The following is a 24,583-nucleotide window of genomic DNA, read 5'->3' as shown; positions in this document are numbered from 1 at the left end:
GTGTGTTTTCATAGTTCTTTTTCTTTAGTTCGACATCATGTTGATGTAGCAAAGATAAAGAACAAGAGCTTGAAAAAAAGTTTTTTCCTAACTCTTTTGCCTGCAAACGATTGCGGGAACGTTCCCAAAATCTGCAAACGTTACAAAAGCATTACACAAAGGCAAATGGGATTCGTATTTTACTCCAATATTAGGATTTATTGTTTGAAATCAATATCTTTGCTTTGATTTAAACAATCATTCAGCATGAAGTATATAACCATAAAAGACATCGCTCGACATTTGTCAATATCCGTCTCCACTGTATCTCGTGCATTGGGAGATGACAAGAATATCCGTAAAGAAACGAAAGAAAAGGTGATAGAAGCAGCTAAAAGATTGGGATATAGACCCAACCCTGTAGCAATCAACCTTAAATACGGACATACCAATACCGTGGGAGTGATCGTTCCTGAAATGGTTACGCCGTTTGCTTCACGAGTAATAAACGGCATACAAGAAGTGCTTCACACCAAAAATATAAAGGTGATTATTGCAGAGTCGGGAGGAGATCCGGAAAAAGAAAAAGAGAACCTGCAACTGATGGAAGGATTCATGGTGGATGGCATCATCATCTGTCTTTGCAGTTATAAAAGGAATAAGGAGGAATATGCTCGTTTGCAGCAAGCGGGAATGCCTATGGTGTTCTATGATCGTATTCCCTATGGACTTGAAGTTCCGCAGGTAATAGTGGACGATTATATGAAGTCATTCTTTCTTGTAGAAAGTCTGATCCGAAGCGGACGCAAACAGATTGTTCATATACAGGGACCGGACGATATTTACAACTCCATAGAACGTGTCAGAGGATACAAAGACGCTTTGGCTAAATTCGGGATTCCTTTTGATAAGAATAATATGCTGATAAAAACCGGTATGACTTTTGAAGAAGGGAAAAAAGCTGCGGATATATTAGTGGAAAGAAATATTCCTTTCAATGCTATTTTCGCTTTTACGGAAACATTGGCCATTGGAGCTATGAACAGATTGAGGGAACTTGGGAAAAAAATACCCGAAGAAATCGCCGTAGCCAGTTTTTCAGGAACTGAACTTTCCAACATAGTCTATCCCAAATTGACTACAGTAGAACCGCCTTTGTACCAGATGGGGAAAAAAGCTGCCGAACTTATTTTAGAGAAAATCAAAGATCCGGCATCTCCCAATCATTCAATCGTGTTGGATGCGGAAATCAAAATGCGTGCATCGACGCCACGTTTGGAGGTATATTAATGACTTATCTATCAGATATTATATCTTAATACTTTCCAGAAAAACATACCGAAGTTAAAAAGTTTACTGAATAGTATTTTTTACGATACCAACAAAAAAGAAGAATTCAAATTTATACAGTTTTGAATCATTCAATGCTCTTTCTCTATAATACGTCCAATTCTTCCACCTCCTTCACTTTTCTTCTGTATGGCCGATAAACAAGCAGTTTGTAGGTGAATAGCCGCCCCTTCACCTGCTCTTCATCGTGAATCAAATCAAATTGCAGCCTCCAGATTCCACCATTGAGTAAAATTAGTAAAGCTATTTCGTAATTAGTTTCAACCTTGTTTGAAACTAAAAGTTTCAAGGCGGGAAACACTTTGTTTCAAGTAGCGAAACAAAGTGTTTTTTCAAGATGCGCAAATATAGTGCAAACCTATTAAAATTCAAATAGTTATAAAACTAATGTTTTAATCGGATGTGGTGAATAAAGCTAAATAGAGCATATTTGGGAGTGAGTTATGTTACTTATCTGTTACCTCTTCCAATTTGCCTACTAATCGGATATAAGGCATTAGTTTTCAATATATTGCATTATTCTTCATAACTTCAAATACCTCAACAGTAATTAAATTTGTAACTAAAAAAGTTGAGTTATGAGAAGTACATTCAGAGTGTTGTTTTACACTAAAAATCAATCGATTAAGAATGGTAAAGTACCTGTAATGGGACGTATTACCATCAACAAGACCACAGCTTGCTTTAGCTGTAAGAAGGAGGTGTCTATTTCTTTATGGGACGCCAAAGCTAATAGGGCTAAAGGGAAATCCGAAGAAGCTAGAATGTTAAACCAGGAACTTGATAATGCCAAAGCCCAAATTGCCAAGCATTACCAATACATATGCGATCATGACAGTTTTGTCACAGCCAAGAAAGTCTATAGCCGCTATGTCGGTTTTAAAGAAGATTCCCACACCCTTATGGAGCTTTTCAGGGAACAGCTTGAGTCATACAAGGAGAAAGTAGGCAAGGAAAAGGCAAAAAGCACCTATCTTGGTTTAGTAGCCGATTATAAGAGCGCATTGCTTTTTTTGAAAGACAAAAAGAATGTTGAGGACATTGCACTTGATGAACTTGACAAAGATTTTATTGAAGACTATTATAATTGGATGTTGGGCACATGCGGCTCGGCCAGTTCTACAGCATTCGGACGTGTTAATACCATGAAATGGCTAATGCATATCGCTCAAGAGAAAGGTTTAATAAAAGTTCATCCCTTCACGGGTTTTGGATGTAAGCCGGGATATAAAAGACGTTCATTTCTCTCTGAAGAAGAACTGCAGAGGCTTATACATGTAGAATTGAGGTATAAACGTCAGCAGGCTATGCGTGACATGCTACTTTTCATGTGCTTCACAGGCCTCGCCTTCGCAGATCTGAAAGCAATTACTTATAAGAATATCCATACAGATTCTGATGGTGGCACATGGCTCATGGGAAACCGTATAAAAACAGGCGTAGCATACGTCGTGAAATTATTACCTATAGCAATTGAACTTGTAGAAAAGTATAAGGGTGATAACAAAAAGAAAGATTCTCCTGATTGCGTTTTCCCCGTCGGTGATTATGAAACCATGAAAAGTAGTTTTAAGGTTTTAGGGAAAAAGTGTGATTGTAATGTAAATATCACCCCTCATATCGGGAGACATACCTTTGCAGTTTTGGCTATATTGAAAGGCATGCCGTTAGAAACTTTGCAAAAAGTATTAGGACACAAATCGATTCTTTCCACACAAGTCTATGCTGAACTGATCAATCCGAAGGTTGGGGAAGATACGGATAGGATGTGCGACAAGATTGGTTCCGTGTATCGCTTGGCCAATTAGAATAAGTATGAAAAAACACCCTTCAGCAAATGTTGAAGGGTGTTTTTCGTATTCAGGCAGGTTGCTTATTTCAAGTAACGCCTGAAATCTTTATAGTTCTTTTTTAGTACCTCGTATAGCCCGCTTTCCGGATAGAGCAGTTTACCCCCGACAGAGGTAATTGAGGTATAAGGTATTGCCTTTTCATCCCGTAGTGTTTGTAATGTACGCTTGGAAACATGAAGCATCCGGCATACCTCATCTCCACTCATATAATGTTCGTCTGCAATCGTCGGACGTATCCGTGCCGCAGCAGCCTCCAGATTTTTTCCTGTCCGTTTGATCCATCCGGTAAGTTCCTTGAACTCTTCCGAATCTTTAGTGATAATGTCTGCCATACTCTTTATTTTCTTTTTTTGATTAGTCCTTCCTCCAGAATTTGCTGGATGTCCACTTCTTTATAAAAGAATTTTCCACCGATATTAGAATAAGGAATCAGCCCGTTATCCCGGTAAGTCTGCAGTGCCCTTTTGGAAATATTGAGAGCCAGGCACACATCCTGCGCATCCAGTCACTTGTCCGGTGTTACGGGGGCTATTTTCTTTTGAAAGTCCATCATTTGCACGGACAGCATACTTAGTTGTTTCTTCAAGTCCTGATAAGCACTTGTTTCGATAATTGTCAGTTCCATGATTTATAAATTAAATTGTGAATAATGAAATTGGGTGCAAGATAAAGGGAATATTACTATAAATCAATCGTTTAGTTTCCAGTGTCGTTAATAGTCATTAATAGTCATTTTTTGTCAGCGTAGCTTTTCTTATACTTTTTATTTAACGGGGGAGTCGTGAAATCCGACATCCCTTATACAAATGGTAACTCTTTCATCTTTTTTCCTTTTTTGCCCTGCCACATTTCTTTATGATATGGATTTCTTCGGAGAAATCAGAAATATGAGTATCTTTGGAACGAAATATAGATTTAAATGGCAGGCAATAGCCTTCCAATTAGATATAGACATAACATTCGCAGAATGTCTCAAGACGGAAATCTGGTAAATTTCAATGAATAGAGGCTTTTTGTGTATTGCTTATGCTATGCTTTGTCATAGCGTGGCTTACACAGCTACTATTCATAGGTTTACCAGAACCTCCGTCTTGGAGTTGGGTAAGGCCACGCTTTCTCAAATACTTCTGCCGAATAATATTTATAGGTTAAATATTATACTTATGGCAAAACTCCAATTACTTGCAATCACTACTCTTGACGGATACCTCTTCGACAGGACTGTTTCTTCCCCTTTGTGGGATAATCCGAACAAATATGGCCTCACCAAAATACGGGAACGTGCTACACAGACTCTCGGGCCGGATGTATCTTTCATCTCATTGACACAATGGAAAAAGAAAAATGAAGGTATTTATTTCATAGAAGCGGCTCCGGATACAATTTCCGTTATAAGCAGCATGTTCAGATACTGGTTGGTGGATGAAATCATCCTTTTTGTCGCACCGTATATCCAAGGGGACGGCATACGTCTGTTTACAGAAATTCCCGGTCCTTCCTCATGGGAAATGACCGGGAACAAATGTTTCAGATCCGGTATTTGCAGGCTGGCCTACAAACGGATTGAATAACCTGCAATTATCTTCTTATCCTGACTGACTTGGTTTAGACAGGCATCTTATATTTCTCCCAATATTTTCTTGCCTTGTCCGGTCCTATCCAGTTCCGTTGGTCATCGATTCCCCTGTCCGAGAGTTGTTTCCTGACCAGCTTCTGGATATCAATCTCCCCTTTGGCTATCTTGATCAGCAGTTCGGAAGCAATCGTATTCAGCATTAAGTCCGGATTCAGTTCATCCGGTATCTCTTCCATTTCTTTTTTCATAAGTCGCTTCTTTATTTTTTAGGTTTATTATCCTTGAAAGTCATCTCAATCCTGTAATTGTCATCCAGCTCGAGTGATGCCTCATACTTCTTTCCTTTCTTGCTGGTAAACTTCAGATATCCGGTACGTTTCCCCGATAGCAGCAGGAGCATCTGATTATCCGTCAGTTCCCTGCCGTTGAACGTTCTAAATAACAGGAACCCACAATTGGGATCGCTGCATTTGGCGACCTTGTTAAAGACGATAATCGTTTCTGCTCCGCATTTGGGGCAGTTACAATGTGGCAAGTCCGGATGGTTAAGTTTCAGGGCAAGCAGTTCCGAGGTGATTTGTTGGGTATAGGAATTGATGCTCTGAGTAAATGTTTCCGTGGAAACTTTGCCGGTTTCGATTTCATGCAAGGCGCATTCCCACCCTCCGGTCATGCTCACGTTGGCGATCATCTTCTCTTTTACAATATCATATACTTCCAGTCCTTTGGGAGTGGGAATCAGTGACCGTCCGTTTCTTTCCACGTAGTGTCTGGCAATGAGCAGTTCGATGATTCCGGCACGTGTAGCCGGTGTACCCAAGCCGGAATCCTCCATTGCCTCTTTTTCCTTTTCATCGTCCAATGTTCTGCCACAACCTTCCATCGCAGCAAGCAGGCTTGCCTCAGTGAATATGGGCTGCGGTTTGGTTTTCTTGACCAATGTATCAATACCGAGCACGGGCAATATTTCGTCTTCCTGAAATTCGGGCAGAAGACTTCCTTCTTCTTTCTCACTGGGTTCGTTATAGATGCCTCTCCACCCCGGAACTTTGATTTGGCTTCCTTTTATCCCGAAAAGAACGCCGTTACAGTCCGCTTGTACGGATACCGTTTCTTTCAGGCATTTGCCGGAGAAAGCCTCCAACATGCGTCCCGCGATCATGGAATAGATATTCTGCTCGTCAAGGGAAAGCCTCTGGGGATAGTTCTCCGTAATGATTAACGCATGATGGTCCGTCATCTTGCTATCGTCCACACAGTGCCGGTTTAAAGGCTGGTTACAGAGGTTTTCCGCATGCCATGTGAAACGGGGATGTTGCTTAAGCAGGCCGATGAGGGAAGGGACTTGTTCGAAGATGTCTTCTGTGATATAGCTACATCCGGTACGGGGATACGAAATGTAGCCTCCTTCATATAATTTTTGAGCAATGTTCAGCGTCTGTTCTGCGGTCAGTCCGAGTTTGGTATTGGCACTTCGTTGCAGGGCGGTCAGGTCATAAAGTAGCGGAGCTTCTTCTGGAACCTCTTTCTTCTCCACTTGCACCACTTTGGCTGTCGTCTCTTCATACACTTTTTTACGGTCCACATCGAGTTTTTCCGGTGTATCATATTTCCCGGTACAGGTTAAGACGAGTTCTTTCCCTGCTTTCGTTGTCCGTAGCTGTAGCAGATAATAGGGTTTGGCTATAAAATCCCTGTTGTCCAGATATCGACGGCAAATCATGCCAAGTGCCGGTGTCTGTACTCTTCCCAGAGAATAGTTACTCTTGCCTGCAGCCATGCTCAAAGACAGGCTGGCATTCATACCGACGACCCAATCTGATTCTCTCCTGGCTTTAGCGGCACGGTACAGGTTGTCAAACTCCTTACTTGATTTGAGGCTATCAAATCCTTCCCGTATCGATTTTTCTGTCATGGAAGATATCCACAAGCGTTTGGTTTCCTTATGATATCCCAGATATTCAAGCACATATCTCATAATTAACTCTCCTTCCCGCCCTGCATCAGTACAGGATATCACTTGATCAGCCTGACCCAACAGTTTACGGATTACTTCCAATTGTTTCAGAGCCGTCGGATCAGCCTTGTATCCATCTTCGGTTTTAATCTGACGGACAACCAGTTTGAACGGGTCGGGAATAATAGGCAGCATCTCCTTTTCCACATGGACAATGCCGTAGTCTTGAGGCAGGGCCAATGCCAACAGATGGCCGTAAGTTCATGTGACGGCATATCCGTTCCCACTCAAGTATCCTTCCTGTTTCTCCGTTACGCCCAGGACCCGGGCAATGCTGCGTGCCACCGAGGGCTTCTCACAAATACAAATTGTTTTCATGTTACTTTCTTTTTTAATATGAATGACTATTTAATTTTTACACTCTTGACCTTTGATTTTTCTTTCCGTACCCTTTTCTTCGGTTCTTTGGGAATGGAGAGCTTCTCTTTCTTTTCCGATACTTGTATGCTTTCCGTCAGATTCGGCAGGGGTATTTCCTTTGCCGGAAAACGGCTGATTAAATCCATTGAGATTCCTGACATTCCCGCATTCAGTTTCACCTGATCTGCCGGTTGGAGGTATTTCTCCCCGTTCTTTCCGGTTGCCAGTTCGTACATGACTGTTTCACGGCCCTGGAGGATTCCTTCGTAATTTTGGTAAGGAAGGTTTGATTCAGACAGTCCGTTCTGCTGAAGCATCCCACAAATCTCATCGGGTGGCAATCCTCCGAACTTCCGGTCAAAAGGAGAAGAAAGAATGTACTTGTATGTTGCCAGAAGCTGCTTTTCATGGCTCATATCGGGACATCCTTCATATTCCTGCAGTTGTTTGATTTTCTTTTCAATGCTGTTCAGAGCTTTGAAAGTATGTCTGTCCTTATTCTGAATAGGCATACTACCCATTCGGACCAGTTCCATCTGGATACGGTTCAGGCTGGACGTTTCCCATTTATTCAACAGATTACTGCGATTGCTCCGGTAATCATCCCGGAGGATAGCGATTGGATTTTTGGTACGAAAGAATAATCCGATCCGTTTTCCCCATGAGGGTTCGTGGAGGTTGGACGCGCTCCAGCGGATCGTGTTGAAACGGTAAGTATCCATGAATCTCCTGAAATGATTCCGGCTGGTAAACAGGTTTCTGAAAGTTTGCAGGAATGCTTTCCTTCCGGCAGCCCTGCGGCTACGTGGTATCTCTTTTTCGGGAATGAATGTATTATTTATCAGTTCCATATGCATTATAATTTGGGCTTCGCCTGCTTTTTAACGGAAGCGGTTTTTGTCTTGACCTTTTTCTTTTCATTGCCACAGGACAGTCCGGGCTTGTCTTGCGGTTTTTCGGCTGTTTGAGCTTCTCCTTTCTTAGAAACAACAACAGGCGGGCTTACCCGATGATAGTTCTTCCGGACTCCATCCCTGTTTAACAGTGTTTGCGCCAATGACCTGGCAGCATTTTGTAATTCATCCATCTTCTGCCGGAAAGGATAATCCCGGTACAATTCCTTTTGCCGGGTAATCTCACGGATACCTTTCTCCACAAACAAGAAATCCTTTTTATAGGCAAACGATTCGTCTGCCGGTAAATGGGCGTATCCTCTGGCTGCTATGTCCTGAAGTGTCATAATGTTCCGGTTACGGATAGAGAGTTCCAATGCGCCGGCTGTGACAAACCGGTTGAGATTTTCTCCCGTAGGATGCATGTCGAAAGTGACGGACGGCTTGTAATTCGCCAGAATTTCCATCCCGGCCTGCGGCATGGTGGTCTGATTCCCGTTGGAGAGTTCCAGCATCCGGCGGGAGACGGTTTCTATCCGGTAAATATTCAATGACTCCACATCCTGCAAAGAGCTTGAGTAGAAATTGTCCGCTGTCGATTGCAGGTAATCCTGAAACTTTATAGTCCCGGAAAGTCCGTCATTGAATACGCGGACACCTTGTTCCGTTTCAGCTATGGTGTAGAACTGTTTGGCTTGCTTTCCTGCCGCAATCTTCTCCATCGCATCTTCGTGTGCAATAAAGCACTTATAAGCTGGTGAGTAGTCCAGATCCCGGATATTCTCTGCCGTCAGTTCCCTTTGGCATGCTCTCAAATAAGCCGCTTTCCGTAAAGGTACGGAGTTGTTTTCAGTGATGCCTCCGTAAGAGGCGATGAAACTGAGGGCTTTCTCACTGTCTTTCGCCGGTAGTTCGCTGGTGAAAGGAATATCTTTAGCAGGTATTCCCTCAAAATGCAGCAATAAGTTATCCGGTATGGTTTTCTGATCCATAGCAATCCGGGCGGTCAGATCCATAAATACCTGAAAAGAGTCCTTATCCGTCGGAACATACGACACGACCATGACAGTCGAGACTTGATTATCCGGCTGTAACACAATAAACAGGCTCTTTAAATCCGCTTTAGCGGTGAATGTATCTTTTATTTTTTCCATCCATGCAGGCATGATAATCAGTTTTAGATGCGGGGATTATGTGACTTGTTCTGACGGGAAGCCGTCTTTCTCTTTTCCGAAGCCGCCGGTCCGGTCAGTTGCAACGGAGGACAGGTCAGTCTGTATCTCAGGCCAAGTATCTTGTCCGCGAGTTGCTGCTGCCTGTTTTGAATATTGTAGAATGCCTTTTCACTATATCCCTTTTTGGATTGCAGTTCGGACATTTCTTGATCCAGCGGTTTAAAATTTCCTTTGTGGGTGAACTCCTTATAGCTTTCATTAGTATTGAAATCAGCCGGTAATCCGTATTCCCGTATAAAGAGCAGGGTGAATATCTCGGCATTCTCCGGCGTTACCGAAAGCCGGTAATCTTCCGTAAACTGTTTGAATGCATGGTATGTCGGCTCTATGGGATAGCCGCCTTTCTTCAACAGCTCGGATTGCTCTATCGGATACAATGGCATTTTCGCCAGCTGCCCGTAGAAAGGATTGGACCGGAAAAGGTCCAGATGCTTCTGCATGTAATGCTCCGTGCTATGGTTCGGGCAGGAAATATAGAATTCTCTGATTCGTCCCAGAGCCTGTACTTCCGGAGTGAAGAAACGGTCAGCCAGATATTGCAGGTAACACTGTTTATAGATGGCTCCTTCATCCGTGGCGGGCAGGTAGACGGCTCCTTTGGGAGTCTGGAGGGAAATGATGGGGTCTATCTCTTTGTTTTGCAGGCTGTCCGGGATAAGCCCGTAATCACGTTTCAGGATATAGGCCGCCTGATCCCGGATCTGTGATTTGACCTTCTCCTGTCCGCCTTTATTTTCAGCCGGAATATTCTGCAGCGCATTGAACTGGGAGTTGAAAGAATTCTTGTGTATGAACGGAATCCTTCTGGTTGTATAGTCTATCCCATAGATTCCTGCGGTTTCCTGTAAGGATAGTAACCGGAGTATCTGGGCATTGGCAATACTGGGGAGCACGTTATAGGAGGAAGCAAACTTGTCATAGGCATCGAATGTCGGTTCTATGCGGTGGCTCCTGTCCAGCCGGGCATTCCGCAGGATAGTCGCATCCAGATATTGTGCTTTCTCCGGCAGAAAAGAGTTTGTATATAAGGAGAAGGCATTGGGAGATGCTTGGAATGCCTTTACCACTTCTGCGTCCGGACGGGTCAGCTTGTACAGGTTGACAAACTCCGGTTTCTCTTCGTCCGTAATGAAGAAACGGTCGGCCAGATGTTGCATATAGGCATGGCAGCATGTCTTTCCAAAGCCGGAATATTCGAACAGAAGCACTCCTTTGGCGGTTTCCACGGCGGTCAGGGTTTCCGACGGATCGTCGTGGAGAGTATCCTGTGCCAGCGCGAACCGTTTGGCTTCCGGCTGTACAAGCAGGTGGTCGGCAAGTCCGCTGGCTACCAGCATGGGCAGGCTTTTTTCTTCATCGTGAGAATGCAGGTATTCCAGTCCGCGCAATGAGACATTGCCCTGCATGCTTCCTCCGTTCCGGGTGATGAATTTTTGTACCAAGCTGTTATCCTTGTCAAAGAGCCGGATATCCGGGTAGCTTACTCCTGCCGGAAACTGGTAGCGGCACAGATAAAGATCCGGCAAGTGGCTTTGGACAAGGGACGGCTTGTACATTTCCCTTTGCCGCTGGAGGTATTCGGTGAATCGTTGATTCATCATCGATACTTCTTTCTCCGGCATCAGGTGCATCTCCAGTTGTCGGGGTTGCCCTTCCAAGTCCTGGGTAACAAAGAAAATCATAATGTTTGAAATCTCTTGCTTTTGCATACGATTGAAATTTAAAATAGTTACATGGTGATACTTCTACTCTTTTTCTTTTCCTGTTTGGGCGGTTCATAGCCCCGTACCGCATAGTCCGTCTGTAGGATTCTCTTTGCCGTATCCTTGATGGTCCGTTCAAGTGCATTTTTCAGCAGTGTGCCATCCTGCTTCCCCACATAAGACAGCCTGATCCGTTCATCCAGGGAGACAAAGCTGTTTTGATGGTTGAACCGGCTGTCTTTTTCCAAATTCCCGATTTGCCCGGTCTTGCAGATCCGGTCGAGTACGCCTATGTTATAATTCTTCTGGCTCTTGCCCAGATTCAACTTTTCGGCCAGTTGGTTATAACATTCCAAAGAGGGAGCCATGCTGCATTCTACCGCCGGGGTATAGTTGGCTATCATATTTGAATCCAGGAAATGAGCCTTTTGGGGAAGGTATATCTTTTTTAAGCCATGTTCAAACATGTTCGAACACTTTGACGCCTCTTTGATCAGATTGATATTGGAAGTGCTGAAATAATATATTTGCAGTTTATCCGCATCCCTGTAAACCGGCGAGAAGAAATTATCGCCAATATGCTGCAGGTATTTCTGCGCACACTGTATCCCCCTGCCGGTATCATTGAACATCAGGACTCCCTGGTTCGTATTTATTGCAGTAATCACCCTGTTGTAGATATCTTTTTCCTTTTCTTGATGGAATGCGCGGTAAGCGTTCAGTTGTTTTTTCAGCAGGGGATTGTCTTTGGCCTTTTGAAGCATTCTCTGGATGCTATCCACATTATGGATGCCATAAGGAGATGTATTCTCGTAAACGAAGGCGATATCCCGCAATGGGAAATGAGTTGCACAAGACAGTCCTCCGTTATGGGTCATGTCCTTGATGAACCTTTCAATGTTCCCCGGTTGTACAGCACCCTGATATGGTATTAAATAGACTTCTTCCTTAGGAATGTAGGAGCCTTTCAAGGCCAGTTCTGCCTGCCCGAAAAGAAATTTGCCGCCATCTGAATTGATGCCATAACGATTCTCTATGGTCTGGAAATGTTCAATCTGCCTGTTGCTGTTCAAATTGAAACCAATGTATGTACTCATATTATTTTATGGTTTAGATGAATGGTTGATTAAGATAGTCTATGCCGTTTCGACGGGTCGGGAACTTTTTTATTCTTCATTTTCTGCTCCATTTTCTGTTTTTCTTCCAGGTCTATAGTCCATGGAAAACAGGTCATGATCTTGTCCGGGCAGCAAAGGGAGATTCTTTTTTGTTTCATGGACTCATCATCCAGCCGGATATAGACAAAGTAATCCAGTTCCCCTTTTCCGGTTTCTTCAATGGCTGTTACTGTTCCTTTATAGGGAACAACGGGAGTTTCCTCTTCCGGATCGTTCTCTACAATCCGCGCTCCGAGGTACATCTGACTTTTAGGTATCATATCGCTTTATTTTAAACGGTTATTGTTATGTCTGTTCTTATTCTCAGTCTTTTTAACGGTATTCTTCTCTTCCGGCAGCGGACAGAGCAGTCCGTCCTTTATCACGTATGTCCTGACGCCGAAGGGCTTGGAGGAACCCTCAATTCTGCCCTGCTCAAAGTCGGCCTTGCAAAAAAGGAGATGCCTTGTCGCCTCCTTGTTGTTTTCCGGGAGATACAGTGCGTATCCCGAAGCCAGTGCCGTCTTTTGAACTTCATTCAGTTTTCGGCTTCCGACGGTGTGAAGGTAACGGTGGAGTCATTCAACATATTCTCAAGGGAACGGTGCCCTCTCACATCGAAATCCCTTTTCAAAATTCCATCGGCAGCCTTCCGGATTTCCGTAGACAACCGCTTGAACTTTCCCGTATCGAATTCGCCGGCAGATTTAACCTGCGTGACTTTTTCAAATTCCTTGGCATACGGCAGCAATTCATTGAAATAGGTAAACGGTTGTTCATGAATATTCATATAACCGTTACGCATGACGGTCAGCAGCCGGTAAATGTCATGGTTCTCCCGGCTGATGGAAACCTGCGTATCCTTATTGAAATGCCAGTCGGTGGCGAATTTTATAAAATCCCCGGCTGTCGCTTCCATCGAATGGTAGCATACCGGTTTTAAACTGTCGATGAATTCTTTGGGCAGTTCGTCAAGACCGATATAGGATGCCGGATAAAAATCGAAGGAATAATCCAGTTCCATCGGTTTGCACGGCTTGTAAGCGGCATCTATGAGAGGAACCAGGTTCTTGTCCATGAACGTACTGTCGTAGACGGCCAGATGGCCGGTATCGTAGTGCGGGTCGAAGTAATGGTCCGTGATGTACCGGATGCACTCCCTGAATCCGTTCCTGCCGATCTCGTTACCGGAAAAGATAAGGTATCCGAAGTCATTCTCCACCACTTTTAAGGGGAATGTGTACCGCGGCTGGCACCGGTACAATGTCCTTTTTTCCTGTTGCTGTAATCGAAACTCCAAGTATGCGGGTTCCTGCATGAGATACTTCTTCAATATGCCGCCGTCCGGTTCATTCTTGTATTTATAGGTATAGACCGCATCACGCAGGGAAATGCGTTTGGCAGGGGGAATGCAGTGTTCTTGAAAATACGGCAGCAGTTCCTTGCTGATATATTCCTCGAAAGGGGTATGGGTATCTACCGGTGGAACCTGCCTCATGTTCGCCAGGTCAAACCGGAGCAGTTCCGTATCCGGAATATAGGGGCAGCACTCCGCTTCCTTGATATTGTCAATCAGGAATTTGCGGAACAGGCTGTCCGCATCTCCTTTCTGAATGAATGTGAGGGCATTTCGGGGCTGGTGGGGAGAGTACTGATGGTAACGGTCCATACCGACAAAAATACTTCCCGGCTTGTCGGGATCGAAAAAAGGATTTTCCATTTGGTTTCTCTTGTCCATATTTCTACAATTTAGGGTGGGTATTTCTTTTCTTTTTCACGTCCTGCTTTTTATTCAAAGCCTTTTCGATGACTGTTTTCACTTTGAACACCTGTTTGTTCGCAGGAGGATCCTTAGAAAATACGATCCGGGTGAAATCCCCGTTTATCCATGCATAGGCATGGGACGGGTTGCTTTTTGCCTCTCCCGGCAGGAAGAGTCCGTGCCCTGCCGCCAATACTTGCCGGTGAGGGGTAAAGAGCCGGACACCGTCTACGGTGACACATTCCATCGGGTCGCGGAGGATGTTCCCAACAGTCCGGTGTCCACGCACATCGTAATACTGCTTGAGGAGTTTGTCCAGCAAGGCTTTATCCTGGCCGGTTTCTTCTATCTGCTGCCGGATATCCGATGCTGTACCTTGTTTGGAAAGCTCCAGTAATTTACGGTCCTTGCTTTCTATTTCCTCCAAAATATCAGCGATATTACGGTTGCGATGGCTGCTGGTACAATGCATATTGTGGCAGAAACTACCGAAATCCTCCCAGGTCGGCTTCATCTCATTCCGGTAGACCAGCTCCATTTCCGGTGTCTTATCCATCTGCAGGTAAGCATATTCCGGGTACAGGCCTTCACCCGGATTGACATAGGATCCATCCTTTAGGACTCCTTCTGCCCGGTAAACATTTACCGGACCAAGATTGAAATGGGGATCGAAGTAATGGTCTGCCATAAATTGCAGAAAGTCCTGCCTGTTTTTCTGTCCTTCCGTCGTATCAGTAAAGAACACAAAGCCATGGGCTGTCTCTATGGCTGTATAGGATTGTTCAGGTTGCTTCATATCATTACATTTTGAGGGAATTGTTCCTTTTCGTTTTCGATACCTTTTTCAAAGCCGGTACATATGGAATGATTTTGCCGTTTTTCTCCTGATACACGGTCTTGTTTACGGGAGATTTGGTATATGCCATTACCCGGTTGCATGTCTTTTCGGCATGGAGGAAATGTAAATCTGGCATTGACTTGGATATTTGGGGACAGTAGATCCACTTTCCTTCCAGCAAGGCTTGCCTCATGGCTTCGCCGGCATCGGTTCCATTGATGAGAAACGGGACGCTCCTGTCATTCAGTGTCCTTTCCAATGTACGGTGTCCACGGACATCGAAATCCGTCAGAAGGATATTCTTCGCTTTCCAACGCATGTCATCCAGCACATCTGACAAATCTGGCCCCGAGGACTGTCCGTTGATACAGTCGTCTATCCGGGTGACATACTCCTGAAAGACATTCCGGTATCCGAAATCGGGATCATTTATTATATCCCGCTTGAATCCGTTCTCCATCAGATACAACAGTTTGCTGATATCCGCATTGTTACGGCTCGCAGGACATCCGGCAAATTCATTCAGGCGGAGAAATTCAGAAGCGCTCGGCTCCATGTCCGTTTCAAACGCCAGTTTCCACTGTTTCCTGTCACGGAAAGCCTCTTTTGAGAATACAGCATTATCAAAATCATATTCCCCTTTTCCGCTTTGGGGATTCTTCCGGTAGCAGGCATCCACCAAAGGACAGATATCGTCGGACAGGCAGTTGACGTTGTATTGCCTGACAGGACCGGGTTCGCCATGAACCCAGAAATAATTGCCGGATAACTGTTGGTAAAAGCTCTTCAATCCCTCCCGTCCCATTTTGGTATCACTGAAAAACAAGATTCCTTTGGACGTTTCCACAGCATGCAGCGGTAATTTGTAAACCGGATTATAATCATACCTGGCAGCCAGCTCATCCTGCTTCTGATGAAAATGGACCAGCTCGTCCAACTGCTGTGTGGTCAGTTTCGGAAGTTCTCCCGATATCATGAGGATATCGCTGCGTGACTGCGCAAACAGGACATTTCTCAGATTGGTACTTATTAGAGGAGCCAGTCCCTTTTCCCGGATATAGGGTAGTAATACCTGATTGATATATTCCTTTTTGGAAATATCTCCGGAGATAGCCGGTACATCCGTCATCTTCGGGAATGAATAGATTTCCAGACGGGTATTCGGTACGAAGGCGGAGTATTTGGCTTTTATCGATTGTTGGCTGAACAAGGCCATAAACGTATAGACAGGGTCTTGCCTGTCGGGATTGGCAGGATAAAGCATATAGGAGGATTCTGCATGGGGTTTCTCCTTGCCGGTTTCATAACCGACAAGGAGCTGGCCTTCACCGTCTTTCCTGAAAAGCTCGTCCAATAGTTTGGGATCATCAGAAATATAGGTTGCCATTTTTCTTACATTTTAGGTGTGATGGACGGTTTACGGGTACGCGGTTTCTTTTCCGCTTGCTGTGAGGCTTCCTCTTTTTTCCGGGGTTTTCCGGCTACTTGTACCGGTGCATGGGGCTGCTGCTGGCTTCCGTCTTGTTCCTGACCTTGTTTCTGTGCCTCTTCCAACTTCTTGGTGCTTCTTTCCCAGAGGAATTCCACCCCTCGCTCGGCGGCACTCATCTGGATGGAGGTGGCATAAAATTTTCCATTATCAGACTTGAAACGGATCGGTACTTCCTCACCGCGCACGGCAGCATCGTATTCTTTCGGAGAAAGCGTATAATCTTTCACCTTACGCGGAATGCGTGCCTGCTCTACGGGCATATGGAACAATTCATTGGTCACCGGGTCTTTGGAAAGGTAGCAGGATTTGGTTTCTTTGGTACGGTAGTCAATGACTACATCCACCGCCTTGCCGAGATTGCCGGTCTGGTTCAGGGCCTTGAGGTCTTCTTCCGTCAGGACATGTCCCCTGTAGTCTTCCCCGATCTTGGGAGCCTGACGGATGTAGTGGATGTCGAACTTGACAGCTCCGTTCTCGTCGCGGAACAGGGAGAGTTTGGCATCCCCGTTTTCACGCCCCAGCTCGGAATTTTTTGCCACACGGAAAGCGATAGCGGAAGTCTTTCCCTGCAACATTCTTTCGAGGCTGTCCTTTGCGTTCTTCAGTCCGTCCGGGGTAATGCCGTATTTGGCGGCCTGTTCCCAATTCACTTCCCGCTCGTTGAAGCGATGGTTATTATACACCCTGGTCGAAGCCAGTTCCCTTCTGACTGCTTCGTTCTGTGGTTCCTGCGCCGCTTCGATCTTTTCTTTGGCCTGCTCTACGAGCGTTTCCTTCGGCATGTTGTAGAGGGAGTAACGACCGGGATTATTGTACTGGTAGAGAAAATTCTTCCCGAAGTTGGTGAAGAAGTTTCCACGTTGGTCCACTTTGATAAACTGGTCCCTGTTCGCCTCGTTAGCTTCGAGCGTTTCCAGCTCTCCGTTCGCTGCGATTCCTTTTACACCTTTGGCTTTCTGCTCTTTCTTGTCATACGCCATCAAATACCCGTGTTCCGGGGTTGCTTCCTTGTTTTCAGGAGCTAAATTCACATCGTTCATATACGTTAATTTTAAAGATTAATGAATCATTTACGAGGGTAAAATTACTATCTTTGTCATTAAATAGTTTGATTATGAGGAAGTTGTCATTAATTGTCATGTTCTGTCACTTATTGTCATGTCCGGCTTTTGCACAGTCCCCGTCAAAGGGATATAAAGCCGGACTCAGTGCTGTCATCTACCGTATCCACTCTGCCCGGCAGTGAAAGTCTTTCATATGAGACAGCCGGTTGCCGGTTACCGTACTGGCCGATTATCCTATTCTGTATCCATTGAATGAAAGTCGGAGGAGGTATGCCGTTTCTTCCGGTTTCGGTATAAGGATGCATCCGGTGAAAAAGAAAAGGATACTCCATGCCGGAGTGGATCTTGCCGCACCCTATGGCACGCCGGTCTATGCTTCAGGAAGCGGGAAAGTCGTTGAAGCCAGGTATAGCAGCAGTTACGGCTGGTACATCGAAATCCGGCACGCGGGCGGCTTTTCCACGTTGTATGCACACTTGAGCAAATTGCATGTGAGGAAAGGGAGCGATGTACGCATAGGTCGGCATATCGGCAATGTCGGTCATACCGGCATAGCGACCGGCAACCATCTGCATTTTGAACTGAGAAAAAACGGGAAGCCGCAGAATCCGTTGCAGTGGGTGATACTAAAGGATTCCCGTTCTAAAAAGAGTCATTAATTTAATCCGTTACACAATGAACATTGAAGAAGCCAAGAGCATTCAGTTGGAGGATTATCTCCGGCGTATGGGGTTCAACCCGGTAAAACAACAAGGGGACAGTATCTGGTATTGTTCCCCTTTCCGTGAGGAGAAGACACCTTCTTTCAAGGTGAGCGCATCCCGCAACCTATGATACGATTTCGGCATCGGACAGGGAGGGGACATCATCACCCTGGCGATGGAGCTTCAAAAGACGAAGGATATCTCTTATGCGCTTAAAACGATAGAGGGACATTTTCCGGCTGCTTTCCGTCCGGTAGCAGCCTCTCCCCGGCAGGCGGAACCGCAGGCTACCGGCTACCGGCAGGTACGCATTGATCCGCTGACGAACCCGGTCTTGCTGGGATATCTCAAAGAAAGAGGCATCTTGCCTGAAATCGCAAGGGAAGCATGCAAGGAAGTGCATTTTCAGAACAAGGGAAAATGGTATTTTGCCGTAGGCTTTGCCAACCGGAGCGGCGGGTACGAGATCCGTAACAAATACCTAAAAGGCAGCATATCGCCCAAAGAGATTACCCATATCAAAAATGGCAGCGACCGTTGCATAGTGGTTGAAGGCTTTATGGATTATCTCTCATACCTCACGCTCAAGGCTACGCATCCCGGTAACGGACAGCCTAAAGGAAACGGTCCGGACTATATCGTTTTAAATTCGGTCAGCAATGTAGGCAAGGCTATCCCTGTCTTGAAAGAGTATAAGAGTGCCCTCTGCCTACTGGATAACGATTCCGCCGGAAGGCAGGCTTTTCAGCAGATGGCGCAAGCCGGATGCCCGGTCAGGGACAAGTCCGACTGCTACCGGGAGTATAACGATTTGAACGATTACCTGTTGGGCAGGAAGATGGCGCAGGAGAACAAGACGGATCATCAGCACGAAACAGCCCCGAAGCTGATTGAAAAGCCTGCAAAGAAACAGTCCGGTTGAAAATTATAAAATACTGGTCCTTGTCTGATGCATGAAAGGCAGGCAATAAAAAAGAGAGTCAAATCCCTGCTGGAGGGAATTTGGCTCTCTTTTTATTGCTACCCGGCTACCACCGGATATTTATTCTTAATAATTTCTGATCAGCAATTCATTGACCGCTTCTCTTTTCTCGGCTATGGAACAGATGGAACGGAAGATGCTGATTCGCTGGATATGGAAACCGGCATAGAGGTCGTCGAAGAAGGTGTTCTCAGGGTTCTTTTGCCGGGGATCGGAGTTGGAAAGCATTCATTTGGCACCGGTTTCACCTATTCCCTTGCAGAAATTTGCCAGGTTGATCTGCTCTTCATCTCCGAAGTCCTGTGGCATGTAGGAGGTGCAGGAGTTACCCTCATTGACCGGCTTATAAGGCGGGTCAAAATAAAATAGGGAGTTGGCTCCGGTGTATTCTGCGGTCTGCCGGTAGTCACCGTCCAGAATCACAACATCTTGCAGCAGCTTGTGGTTAAAGCGGATCAGTTCCTCTTCCAACAGTTTTACCCGTCCCCCGGCACCAAAAGTGACGGACAGCTTTCCGCTATGGTTCACGGAGTAGATGCCGTTATAACAGGTACGCATGAAGAAGATAAACAGGGCGGCACGGGTGATGTTATTCGGGTTTCCTTCATTGTAGTAGGTACGTTTCTCCATGAAGTAGACCCTTCTTCGGGTATGTTCCTCCAGCGCGATGTATTCGTCCTGTATCCGGGCAAGCACTTTAATAAGCTGCTCCGGGGATTCCTTGATGACGCGGTAGACATTGATCAGAGCCTCGTTGGAGTCGTTGATGACGCAACGGATTTCCGGATAGGCTTGTCTTATTCAGAAGAAGAGGGCGCCGCCACCGACAAACGGTTCTACATAGGTATCCATCTGTCCGAAGTCTTTCGGAAGGGATTCGATAAGTACGGGAAGCAGTCTTCTTTTACCTCCCACCCAGGGGAAGCAGGGTTTTCCCGGCAGGTTGGCCGGAGAACTTTTCTTTTTTTCCATGTTTACAACATTTAAATGATTAATAAATTAAATAGGGATTATTCATCGTCTGCCGTTTCCAGCAGGTGTTTCAAGTTGGGATCATTTTGGATGCGAAGCAGCTCTTTTTCGATGATTTGCGTCACGTCTTCCTTGATTTGATAGTAGTTCCTTTCGATTTCCTCTTGCATGTGGTCCTTACCATCCGCACCGGTAAAGTCGGTTATGACGGGGATAGGCTTGTAGGCTTTTGTTTCGGCGGCTACCCGTTCATTGTCCACCACGATCTCGCAATGGAATATCTTCTGTTCTATCTTCTCCCCGAAGTTGTCGCAGACACTGCCGACAAACTCTCCTTGCGAGAGGTTGGAGATTTTGGAGGCAGGTATCAGCGAGTCGAGCTGGGTACTGATATTGGTTGAGGTGTCTTCACGGGTCATATTAATGGATTTGCGCTGTTGGAGCACTTTCCCAAACCTTTCAGAAAGGTTTTTCGCTGTTTCTCCGACCACTTGCCCGGAAAAGATATTTCCAATTGTGTTCTGGATCACCCGCGCCTCCTTATCACCGTAGTCACGTATTAACTGGCTGAAATCCTGTGCTCCCAGACATACTGCCACTTTGTTGCTACGGGCGGTAGCGATCAGGGTGTCAAGTCCTTTAAAGTAAAGTGTGGGAACCTCATCCACTAGAATAGAGCATTTGAGCCTGCCTTTTCGGTTGACCATTTTAACGATACGGGCATTATACAATCCTAACGCACATGAGTAAATATTCTGTCTGTCAGGGTTATTGCCGACGCACAAAACTTTGGGTTCCTCCGGATTATTGATATCCAGCGTGAAGTCATCTCCGGTCATAATCCAATATAAGGCAGGTGAGATCAGCCTTGATAGCGGAATTTTGGCGGAAGCTATCTGCCCTTGGAGCTGCTCCATCGCACCACCTTTCCATGCATCCATAAAAGGTGACAGGTAATTCTCCAGCTCCCGGTAAGAGGTCAGTATGGTGAACAGGTCGGAATACGGTTTATTCAATAGCTCTATGGCATGTGGGAAGGTGCAGAATTTCCCGTTTTCATAGATTTTAAGATACCAGATCACCGCCGCAAATAGCACAATCGGGCTTTCTACAAAGAAATCTCCCTGCTTTTGAATCCAACTCTTGTTCAAATTTAACATGATTACATACGCTGATTCGTATGCATCCGCGATATCGGATAGAAACGAAGGATTGAGGGGATTGCACCGGTGGCTGTATCTGGGATCATCGAAATTAATCACATAAAATCCGACCGGCTTGGCATACTTATCCTTGTTTTTAAGCAGCTGGTTATAAGCAATTATGCTTAAATCCGGATACTTAAAATCATAGATATAGGCGGCGAATCCTTTCTCTATCTGCTGGCGGATATAGTTATTGATGATGGCATAACTCTTTCCTGATCCCGGCGTGCCTAATATCAATGAGGCGCGGAAGGGATTAATCACGTTTATCCAGCCTGAATAGGTCTTTCGTTGGTAACGGAAACGGGTGGGCAGGTTTACCGAGTATTCATTGGCAATCAACCTGCGCTCCTGCATGAAGCTCTCGTTCTCGTCGTTAAAGACGTCATCCATGAGTTGGTTCTTCAACAGGCGGCTGATCCAGGTTCCGGCGGTAAGCAGGCTGATATATCCGGCAGCTACGGTAGCTACATATAATAAGGTTAGAAGCGCGACGGGGAAGCGTGCCGTCAGTAAGAGCTCGCTACCAAAAAAGAGCAGCATCCCGGCTATAAGGTAACAGCCGATACTCCTTCATGACATCTCCACGTCCTTCCGTCCTTTCGCTCCCATGCAGGAGAAGAAAAGGAAGAGCAGACTGAAGGACTTGCTCACCAGCGAATGGGAAAACAGCCCGGTATCCCGCTGGAAATTGAGCAGTATCTTGTCCACGACACCGATGTTCAGGTTCATGGAAAGAAAATAGGGATAGCAGAAATAATAGACATTCATCACTAAAAATAGGATGCTGATGGCCCTCATGAAGTCAAGGTTCTTATTGAGCCCTCTGGTTTCGTCTTGTGACATAAGCGGTATGATAATTAATGGTGATACATTTTATTAGCCCAGATGCGGACCTCTGCGTTTTCTCTTTTTCTTTTTCCCGTAAGGGCTTTGCGTCAGGTCGTCTGCCGGATACGGATAGGATTCCAAAGAGAATATATCAAGCAGTCCTTCCACCAGCTCCGTCTCTTTCATTTCCGGTTCGGACGGATGGATAACAGGGGCTTCTTCAGTCTTTTCCGGTGGGATCGTGCCGTACTTCCGGTTTATAACCGATGCCGAATATTCTTTGCCCAGAAGCGAGCCCTTGAATACGGTCTTTGAGTTATGGTCGATGTAGGTCACGCCATAGATCACACCGGAATCGTTCTGCCAGAGTATGGCGGCAATGCCTTTTCCAGAAAGTTCCTGCAGGAATCCCTGACGGGTGGGCTGTCCTTGCAGGGCGGTAGCGATAGCTTCCTTCGTCTGTACGGGTACGGGATGTCGGGCAATTCATTGTTTGCTTTTCACAAATTTCTTTTGGAGTGCCTCGTAGCCTACGCTTTTACCGATCTTGCTGGATTTGATGGCTACGCCGGTCCGTTCTCCTTTTTCATCGGTAGCCGCATAGACCAGTCCATGATAGGTCTTTCCCTTTATCGTCTTGTGGGCCTCTTCCACCGTTACATGGAAAAGGCCAAGCAGGGCTTTAAACTCCTTGACGGATTGGAACTTGTATCCCTGCATGACGGGCTTGACCACATTGGCTATCTGATGCTTGATATCCCCCTTCCGGTAATCGACGGCAGTCAGCGGCAGGGATTCCCGTCGCTCCATCTTCTCGGCGGGTAACAGATGGTATTTCCTCTCCAGCTCCCGGCAAACAGCGGTCGAGCGTTGCCATTCTTTGTAATCTTTAATTTTCTTTCCCTGCTCGTCAATACGCAGGGAGACGATATGGATGTGGGGCCTGCCGATATCCTCATGCCGGTAGATGATATAGGGTTGGTTGCCATATCCCATTTTTTCCATGTATTCCTGGCCGATAGCGGTCAACTGTTCATCGGTCAGCACATCGTCCGGGTGTGGATTTAATGAAATGTGGATAACGGGCTTCTCAGTCCGGCGGTTAGCCGCCAGATACGGTTCGAAGGAACGGATGCAGTGCTGGATGGTCGGATGGCCGTCTGCCGGTTCCATGATCCGGTTTCATGCCAGTGGCCGTGCCTGCTGCTTGTCCACTTTTTCTTGATTGTAGTATAATGCCCCGTAAACGGAGGCTCCTGATGTTATTTTTGCAACCATTGTTCAAATTCTTGGGTGAGACGGATAATCTCCCGGTTGAGAGATATTAGTTCAATAGTCAGTTGCTCCAATTTATAGAGCATGGCAAGAGCCTTCTTTTCGGATAGTCCGGTATGCAGAGCTTTGACTGCCTGGTTATAGTTTACTCCGATCCGGCGGTATTCGCTCTGCAGGTTGGTCAGCTTGATGTAGTAGTCCGTTGCCGCCTTATCTATTTTCACGACTTTCATCGGTTTGTCGAAAAGGGCGGCAAGGATGAACTGGGATTTATTATTAGCTCCCGAATTCTCAAAGAGCCTCTCAAACTCGATGTTCTGGAGTTCGTCCAGACGGAATCCGTAATAATAAGAATGAAGTTCTGATTCCTCTTTGGGATTCCGTCCGCCTCTTCATTTGCTCGAAGTGTCAGCCCGTCCGGGTTTGCGTGTACTATTGATTTTAGCCATATCTTTTCAGGTTTTATTTATCCGGCAGCAAAATAAGTGATAATTTTGATACGAACCTAAAATCGGAAAGTGACTACAAATGACAAGAGATGACTATTTGTGACAGGGGGTAAAAATACCCCTGTTCACTTCCCGTTTCCGCAAGCCGCGATGTTCTTTTCAAAGGTTTCCTTTAGTTTGGGCAGCAGGACGGAATAGTTCTTTTTGCGCCGGGCAAGGTCGGCACGCAGGTCATATGGTTTGGGAATGGCAACATTGAAGAGTTTCTCAAAAGCGGAAACGATACCGGCGAAAGAGAGGCGTTTGCCGCTTTCGTCCGTAATCAGCCCGCTGTAATCCAGCGAGGAGATCAGTTCCATCAGGTTGACCAGCGAACCTTTCCAATGGAGCGATGAAAGAAACGAGGAAGGTGTCGTGATGGTTCCGGGGTACTGTACACCAAAATTGACCAGCTCTATTTCCGCCTCCACCAGCAGGAGGCATTTGTCCAGATAGAATTCGGCTACTGCCGTGTGGAAATGTCCTGTTCGGGTGAATAACTTCTTTAGGGAAATCAGTTCTACCTTGCTGTGAAGCAGATGGCGCAGCCTTTCCGATACGGAAACCGATTCGATGGCGAGGTCGTAAAGGTATTGTTCATATTCGGTATAGGAGGAAGAGAATTCTTCATCGGAAACTGTCTGTTTTGGGCTTGAAGCCAGAGATAAATAATTGAATATACGGCATTCTGTAAATGGTTTCATACGGCATACATTTGATTTGTTTATACCGGAGTAAGCCAAATGAAATGCCTCTGCTATCGTTTAAAGCTCTATACCTTTTTAAAATACTGACAATCAACAATAAACAAATTTCATATAGAAACGGGTGTAAATAAAAAGTGTAA

Annotated in this window: 26 protein-coding genes and 2 pseudogenes; 6 read left to right on the top strand and 22 right to left on the bottom strand. The window is 45.7% G+C overall.

All coding sequences use genetic code 11. From position 1 onward, the window contains the following. The first annotated feature begins 246 nt into the window (after nt 1–246). A complete protein-coding gene (locus DXA54_RS04230; RefSeq protein ID WP_004313409.1) occupies nt 247–1,269 on the top strand; it encodes a LacI family DNA-binding transcriptional regulator in 1,023 nt (340 codons plus the stop codon). 145 nt (nt 1,270–1,414) lie between these two features. Here the strand turns inward: DXA54_RS04230 and DXA54_RS04225 are convergent, their stop codons facing one another. Beyond that, nucleotides 1,415–1,618, bottom strand: a complete 204-nt coding sequence (locus DXA54_RS04225) for a hypothetical protein (RefSeq protein ID WP_004313410.1) — start codon at nt 1,616–1,618, stop codon at nt 1,415–1,417. A gap of 289 nt (nt 1,619–1,907) precedes the next feature. On the opposite strand from DXA54_RS04225, the gene DXA54_RS04220 reads away from it, so the two are divergent. Then, nucleotides 1,908–3,137 carry a site-specific integrase gene (locus DXA54_RS04220; RefSeq protein ID WP_004311878.1) on the top strand — a complete coding sequence of 410 codons (1,230 nt, stop codon included), beginning with the start codon at nt 1,908–1,910 and terminating at the stop codon, nt 3,135–3,137. A 65-nt stretch (nt 3,138–3,202) separates the two neighbouring features. Here the strand turns inward: DXA54_RS04220 and DXA54_RS04215 are convergent, their stop codons facing one another. Next, the gene (locus DXA54_RS04215; RefSeq protein WP_120079004.1) at nt 3,203–3,514 is read right to left on the bottom strand and encodes a helix-turn-helix domain-containing protein; all 312 of its coding nucleotides are present in this window, start codon (nt 3,512–3,514) and stop codon (nt 3,203–3,205) included. A 5-nt stretch (nt 3,515–3,519) separates the two neighbouring features. Next, nucleotides 3,520–3,687: a helix-turn-helix domain-containing protein gene (locus DXA54_RS04210; RefSeq protein ID WP_008771129.1), complete on the bottom strand. Its 168-nt coding sequence runs from the start codon at nt 3,685–3,687 to the stop codon at nt 3,520–3,522. Nucleotides 3,688–4,345: 658 nt separating this feature from the next. Between DXA54_RS04210 and DXA54_RS04200 the strand changes: the two genes are divergently transcribed. Beyond that, on the top strand, nt 4,346–4,753 hold the full coding sequence (locus DXA54_RS04200; protein WP_004311882.1) for a deaminase: 408 nt from the start codon (nt 4,346–4,348) through the stop codon (nt 4,751–4,753). Between the two features lie 34 nt (nt 4,754–4,787). Here the strand turns inward: DXA54_RS04200 and DXA54_RS04195 are convergent, their stop codons facing one another. The 11 genes from DXA54_RS04195 to DXA54_RS04145 all read right to left on the bottom strand — a co-directional run bounded on the left by DXA54_RS04195 (nt 4,788) and on the right by DXA54_RS04145 (nt 17,255). After that, on the bottom strand, nt 4,788–5,006 hold the full coding sequence (locus DXA54_RS04195; protein ID WP_004318621.1) for a hypothetical protein: 219 nt from the start codon (nt 5,004–5,006) through the stop codon (nt 4,788–4,790). 11 nt (nt 5,007–5,017) lie between these two features. Next, nucleotides 5,018–6,910 carry a type IA DNA topoisomerase gene (locus DXA54_RS04190; protein WP_005680137.1) on the bottom strand — a complete coding sequence of 631 codons (1,893 nt, stop codon included), beginning with the start codon at nt 6,908–6,910 and terminating at the stop codon, nt 5,018–5,020. A 209-nt stretch (nt 6,911–7,119) separates the two neighbouring features. After that, nucleotides 7,120–7,992: a hypothetical protein gene (locus DXA54_RS04185; RefSeq protein WP_004318625.1), complete on the bottom strand. Its 873-nt coding sequence runs from the start codon at nt 7,990–7,992 to the stop codon at nt 7,120–7,122. Then, a complete protein-coding gene (locus DXA54_RS04180; protein ID WP_120079003.1) occupies nt 7,992–9,194 on the bottom strand; it encodes a DUF6047 family protein in 1,203 nt (400 codons plus the stop codon). Before DXA54_RS04180 ends, DXA54_RS04185 begins: the two co-directional genes overlap by 1 nt. 11 nt (nt 9,195–9,205) lie before the next feature. Continuing rightward, nucleotides 9,206–10,972: a DUF6047 family protein gene (locus DXA54_RS04175; protein ID WP_004311887.1), complete on the bottom strand. Its 1,767-nt coding sequence runs from the start codon at nt 10,970–10,972 to the stop codon at nt 9,206–9,208. Nucleotides 10,973–10,992: 20 nt separating this feature from the next. Next, nucleotides 10,993–12,063, bottom strand: a complete 1,071-nt coding sequence (locus DXA54_RS04170) for a DUF6047 family protein (RefSeq protein WP_004311888.1) — start codon at nt 12,061–12,063, stop codon at nt 10,993–10,995. 29 nt (nt 12,064–12,092) lie between these two features. Beyond that, nucleotides 12,093–12,404: a hypothetical protein gene (locus DXA54_RS04165; protein WP_004311889.1), complete on the bottom strand. Its 312-nt coding sequence runs from the start codon at nt 12,402–12,404 to the stop codon at nt 12,093–12,095. A 257-nt stretch (nt 12,405–12,661) separates the two neighbouring features. Continuing rightward, entirely contained in the window at nt 12,662–13,861 is a 1,200-nt protein-coding gene (locus DXA54_RS04160) for a DUF6047 family protein (RefSeq protein WP_243647635.1), read from the bottom strand. Nucleotides 13,862–13,865: 4 nt separating this feature from the next. Continuing rightward, nucleotides 13,866–14,681 carry a DUF6047 family protein gene (locus tag DXA54_RS04155; protein ID WP_004311891.1) on the bottom strand — a complete coding sequence of 272 codons (816 nt, stop codon included), beginning with the start codon at nt 14,679–14,681 and terminating at the stop codon, nt 13,866–13,868. Nucleotides 14,682–14,685: 4 nt separating this feature from the next. Next, nucleotides 14,686–16,110, bottom strand: a complete 1,425-nt coding sequence (locus DXA54_RS04150; RefSeq protein ID WP_004311892.1) for a DUF6047 family protein — start codon at nt 16,108–16,110, stop codon at nt 14,686–14,688. A 5-nt stretch (nt 16,111–16,115) separates the two neighbouring features. Continuing rightward, nucleotides 16,116–17,255, bottom strand: a complete 1,140-nt coding sequence (locus DXA54_RS04145) for a DUF4099 domain-containing protein (RefSeq protein WP_004318630.1) — start codon at nt 17,253–17,255, stop codon at nt 16,116–16,118. Nucleotides 17,256–17,485: 230 nt separating this feature from the next. Between DXA54_RS04145 and DXA54_RS04135 the strand changes: the two genes are divergently transcribed. Genes DXA54_RS04135 through DXA54_RS04130 form a run of 3 tightly spaced genes read left to right on the top strand, consistent with a single transcriptional unit; the run spans nt 17,486 to nt 18,905 of the window. Then, nucleotides 17,486–17,938, top strand: a complete 453-nt coding sequence (locus tag DXA54_RS04135) for a M23 family metallopeptidase (RefSeq protein WP_008771124.1) — start codon at nt 17,486–17,488, stop codon at nt 17,936–17,938. Between the two features lie 16 nt (nt 17,939–17,954). Continuing rightward, the gene (locus tag DXA54_RS28160) at nt 17,955–18,113 is read left to right on the top strand and encodes a hypothetical protein (RefSeq protein ID WP_004311895.1); all 159 of its coding nucleotides are present in this window, start codon (nt 17,955–17,957) and stop codon (nt 18,111–18,113) included. A 45-nt stretch (nt 18,114–18,158) separates the two neighbouring features. Continuing rightward, on the top strand, nt 18,159–18,905 hold the full coding sequence (locus DXA54_RS04130) for a toprim domain-containing protein (protein ID WP_004318633.1): 747 nt from the start codon (nt 18,159–18,161) through the stop codon (nt 18,903–18,905). Nucleotides 18,906–19,031: 126 nt separating this feature from the next. On the opposite strand, the gene DXA54_RS28155 is transcribed toward DXA54_RS04130, so the two are convergent. From DXA54_RS28155 to DXA54_RS04095, 8 genes and pseudogenes are all read right to left on the bottom strand, one after another. Next, nucleotides 19,032–19,193 carry a hypothetical protein gene (locus DXA54_RS28155; RefSeq protein WP_004308096.1) on the bottom strand — a complete coding sequence of 54 codons (162 nt, stop codon included), beginning with the start codon at nt 19,191–19,193 and terminating at the stop codon, nt 19,032–19,034. Next, nucleotides 19,194–19,937, bottom strand: a pseudogene (locus tag DXA54_RS04125) (DNA adenine methylase). Between the two features lie 38 nt (nt 19,938–19,975). Continuing rightward, nucleotides 19,976–21,988, bottom strand: a pseudogene (gene mobC, locus DXA54_RS04115) (conjugal transfer protein MobC). Nucleotides 21,989–22,021: 33 nt separating this feature from the next. Continuing rightward, nucleotides 22,022–22,321 carry a hypothetical protein gene (locus DXA54_RS28150; protein WP_004308101.1) on the bottom strand — a complete coding sequence of 100 codons (300 nt, stop codon included), beginning with the start codon at nt 22,319–22,321 and terminating at the stop codon, nt 22,022–22,024. After that, nucleotides 22,290–22,463: a hypothetical protein gene (locus tag DXA54_RS28145; protein ID WP_162864683.1), complete on the bottom strand. Its 174-nt coding sequence runs from the start codon at nt 22,461–22,463 to the stop codon at nt 22,290–22,292. The genes DXA54_RS28150 and DXA54_RS28145 overlap by 32 nt, the downstream gene beginning before the upstream one ends. Continuing rightward, on the bottom strand, nt 22,460–23,146 hold the full coding sequence (locus DXA54_RS28140; RefSeq protein ID WP_004308102.1) for a relaxase/mobilization nuclease domain-containing protein: 687 nt from the start codon (nt 23,144–23,146) through the stop codon (nt 22,460–22,462). Before DXA54_RS28140 ends, DXA54_RS28145 begins: the two co-directional genes overlap by 4 nt. Before the next feature lie 89 nt (nt 23,147–23,235). Beyond that, complete coding sequence (gene mobA, locus DXA54_RS04100) at nt 23,236–23,580, bottom strand: conjugal transfer protein MobA (RefSeq protein ID WP_224202605.1); 345 nt, start codon at nt 23,578–23,580, stop codon at nt 23,236–23,238. A 242-nt stretch (nt 23,581–23,822) separates the two neighbouring features. After that, nucleotides 23,823–24,440: an RteC domain-containing protein gene (locus DXA54_RS04095; RefSeq protein ID WP_004308105.1), complete on the bottom strand. Its 618-nt coding sequence runs from the start codon at nt 24,438–24,440 to the stop codon at nt 23,823–23,825. Nucleotides 24,441–24,583 lie beyond the last annotated feature (143 nt).

Source organism: Bacteroides sp. OF03-11BH (genome assembly GCF_003604005.1).
GTDB classification, from domain to species: Bacteria; Bacteroidota; Bacteroidia; order Bacteroidales; family Bacteroidaceae; genus Bacteroides; species Bacteroides ovatus.
The sequence above is the reverse complement of the archived record's forward strand: the minus strand, read 5'-3'. Positions and strand labels throughout refer to the sequence as shown.

Excerpts from the sequence above, each read along its gene's own strand:
- DXA54_RS04230 (WP_004313409.1), top strand. The coding sequence starts at position 247 with ATGAAGTATATAACCATAAAAGACATCGCTCGACATTTGTCAATATCC.
- DXA54_RS04220 (WP_004311878.1), top strand. The coding sequence starts at position 1,908 with ATGAGAAGTACATTCAGAGTGTTGTTTTACACTAAAAATCAATCGATT.
- DXA54_RS04215 (WP_120079004.1), bottom strand. The coding sequence starts at position 3,514 with ATGGCAGACATTATCACTAAAGATTCGGAAGAGTTCAAGGAACTTACC.
- DXA54_RS04200 (WP_004311882.1), top strand. The coding sequence starts at position 4,346 with ATGGCAAAACTCCAATTACTTGCAATCACTACTCTTGACGGATACCTC.
- DXA54_RS04195 (WP_004318621.1), bottom strand. The coding sequence starts at position 5,006 with ATGAAAAAAGAAATGGAAGAGATACCGGATGAACTGAATCCGGACTTA.
- DXA54_RS04190 (WP_005680137.1), bottom strand. The coding sequence starts at position 6,910 with ATGCTGCCTATTATTCCCGACCCGTTCAAACTGGTTGTCCGTCAGATT.
- DXA54_RS04185 (WP_004318625.1), bottom strand. The coding sequence starts at position 7,992 with ATGCATATGGAACTGATAAATAATACATTCATTCCCGAAAAAGAGATA.
- DXA54_RS04180 (WP_120079003.1), bottom strand. The coding sequence starts at position 9,194 with ATGCCTGCATGGATGGAAAAAATAAAAGATACATTCACCGCTAAAGCG.
- DXA54_RS04175 (WP_004311887.1), bottom strand. The coding sequence starts at position 10,972 with ATGCAAAAGCAAGAGATTTCAAACATTATGATTTTCTTTGTTACCCAG.
- DXA54_RS04170 (WP_004311888.1), bottom strand. The coding sequence starts at position 12,063 with ATGAGTACATACATTGGTTTCAATTTGAACAGCAACAGGCAGATTGAA.
- DXA54_RS04165 (WP_004311889.1), bottom strand. The coding sequence starts at position 12,404 with ATGATACCTAAAAGTCAGATGTACCTCGGAGCGCGGATTGTAGAGAAC.
- DXA54_RS04160 (WP_243647635.1), bottom strand. The coding sequence starts at position 13,861 with ATGGACAAGAGAAACCAAATGGAAAATCCTTTTTTCGATCCCGACAAG.
- DXA54_RS04155 (WP_004311891.1), bottom strand. The coding sequence starts at position 14,681 with ATGAAGCAACCTGAACAATCCTATACAGCCATAGAGACAGCCCATGGC.
- DXA54_RS04150 (WP_004311892.1), bottom strand. The coding sequence starts at position 16,110 with ATGGCAACCTATATTTCTGATGATCCCAAACTATTGGACGAGCTTTTC.
- DXA54_RS04145 (WP_004318630.1), bottom strand. The coding sequence starts at position 17,255 with ATGAACGATGTGAATTTAGCTCCTGAAAACAAGGAAGCAACCCCGGAA.
- DXA54_RS28160 (WP_004311895.1), top strand. The coding sequence starts at position 17,955 with ATGAACATTGAAGAAGCCAAGAGCATTCAGTTGGAGGATTATCTCCGG.
- DXA54_RS04130 (WP_004318633.1), top strand. The coding sequence starts at position 18,159 with ATGGAGCTTCAAAAGACGAAGGATATCTCTTATGCGCTTAAAACGATA.
- DXA54_RS28155 (WP_004308096.1), bottom strand. The coding sequence starts at position 19,193 with ATGCTTTCCAACTCCGATCCCCGGCAAAAGAACCCTGAGAACACCTTC.
- DXA54_RS28145 (WP_162864683.1), bottom strand. The coding sequence starts at position 22,463 with ATGAATTGCCCGACATCCCGTACCCGTACAGACGAAGGAAGCTATCGC.
- DXA54_RS28140 (WP_004308102.1), bottom strand. The coding sequence starts at position 23,146 with ATGGAACCGGCAGACGGCCATCCGACCATCCAGCACTGCATCCGTTCC.
- DXA54_RS04095 (WP_004308105.1), bottom strand. The coding sequence starts at position 24,440 with ATGAAACCATTTACAGAATGCCGTATATTCAATTATTTATCTCTGGCT.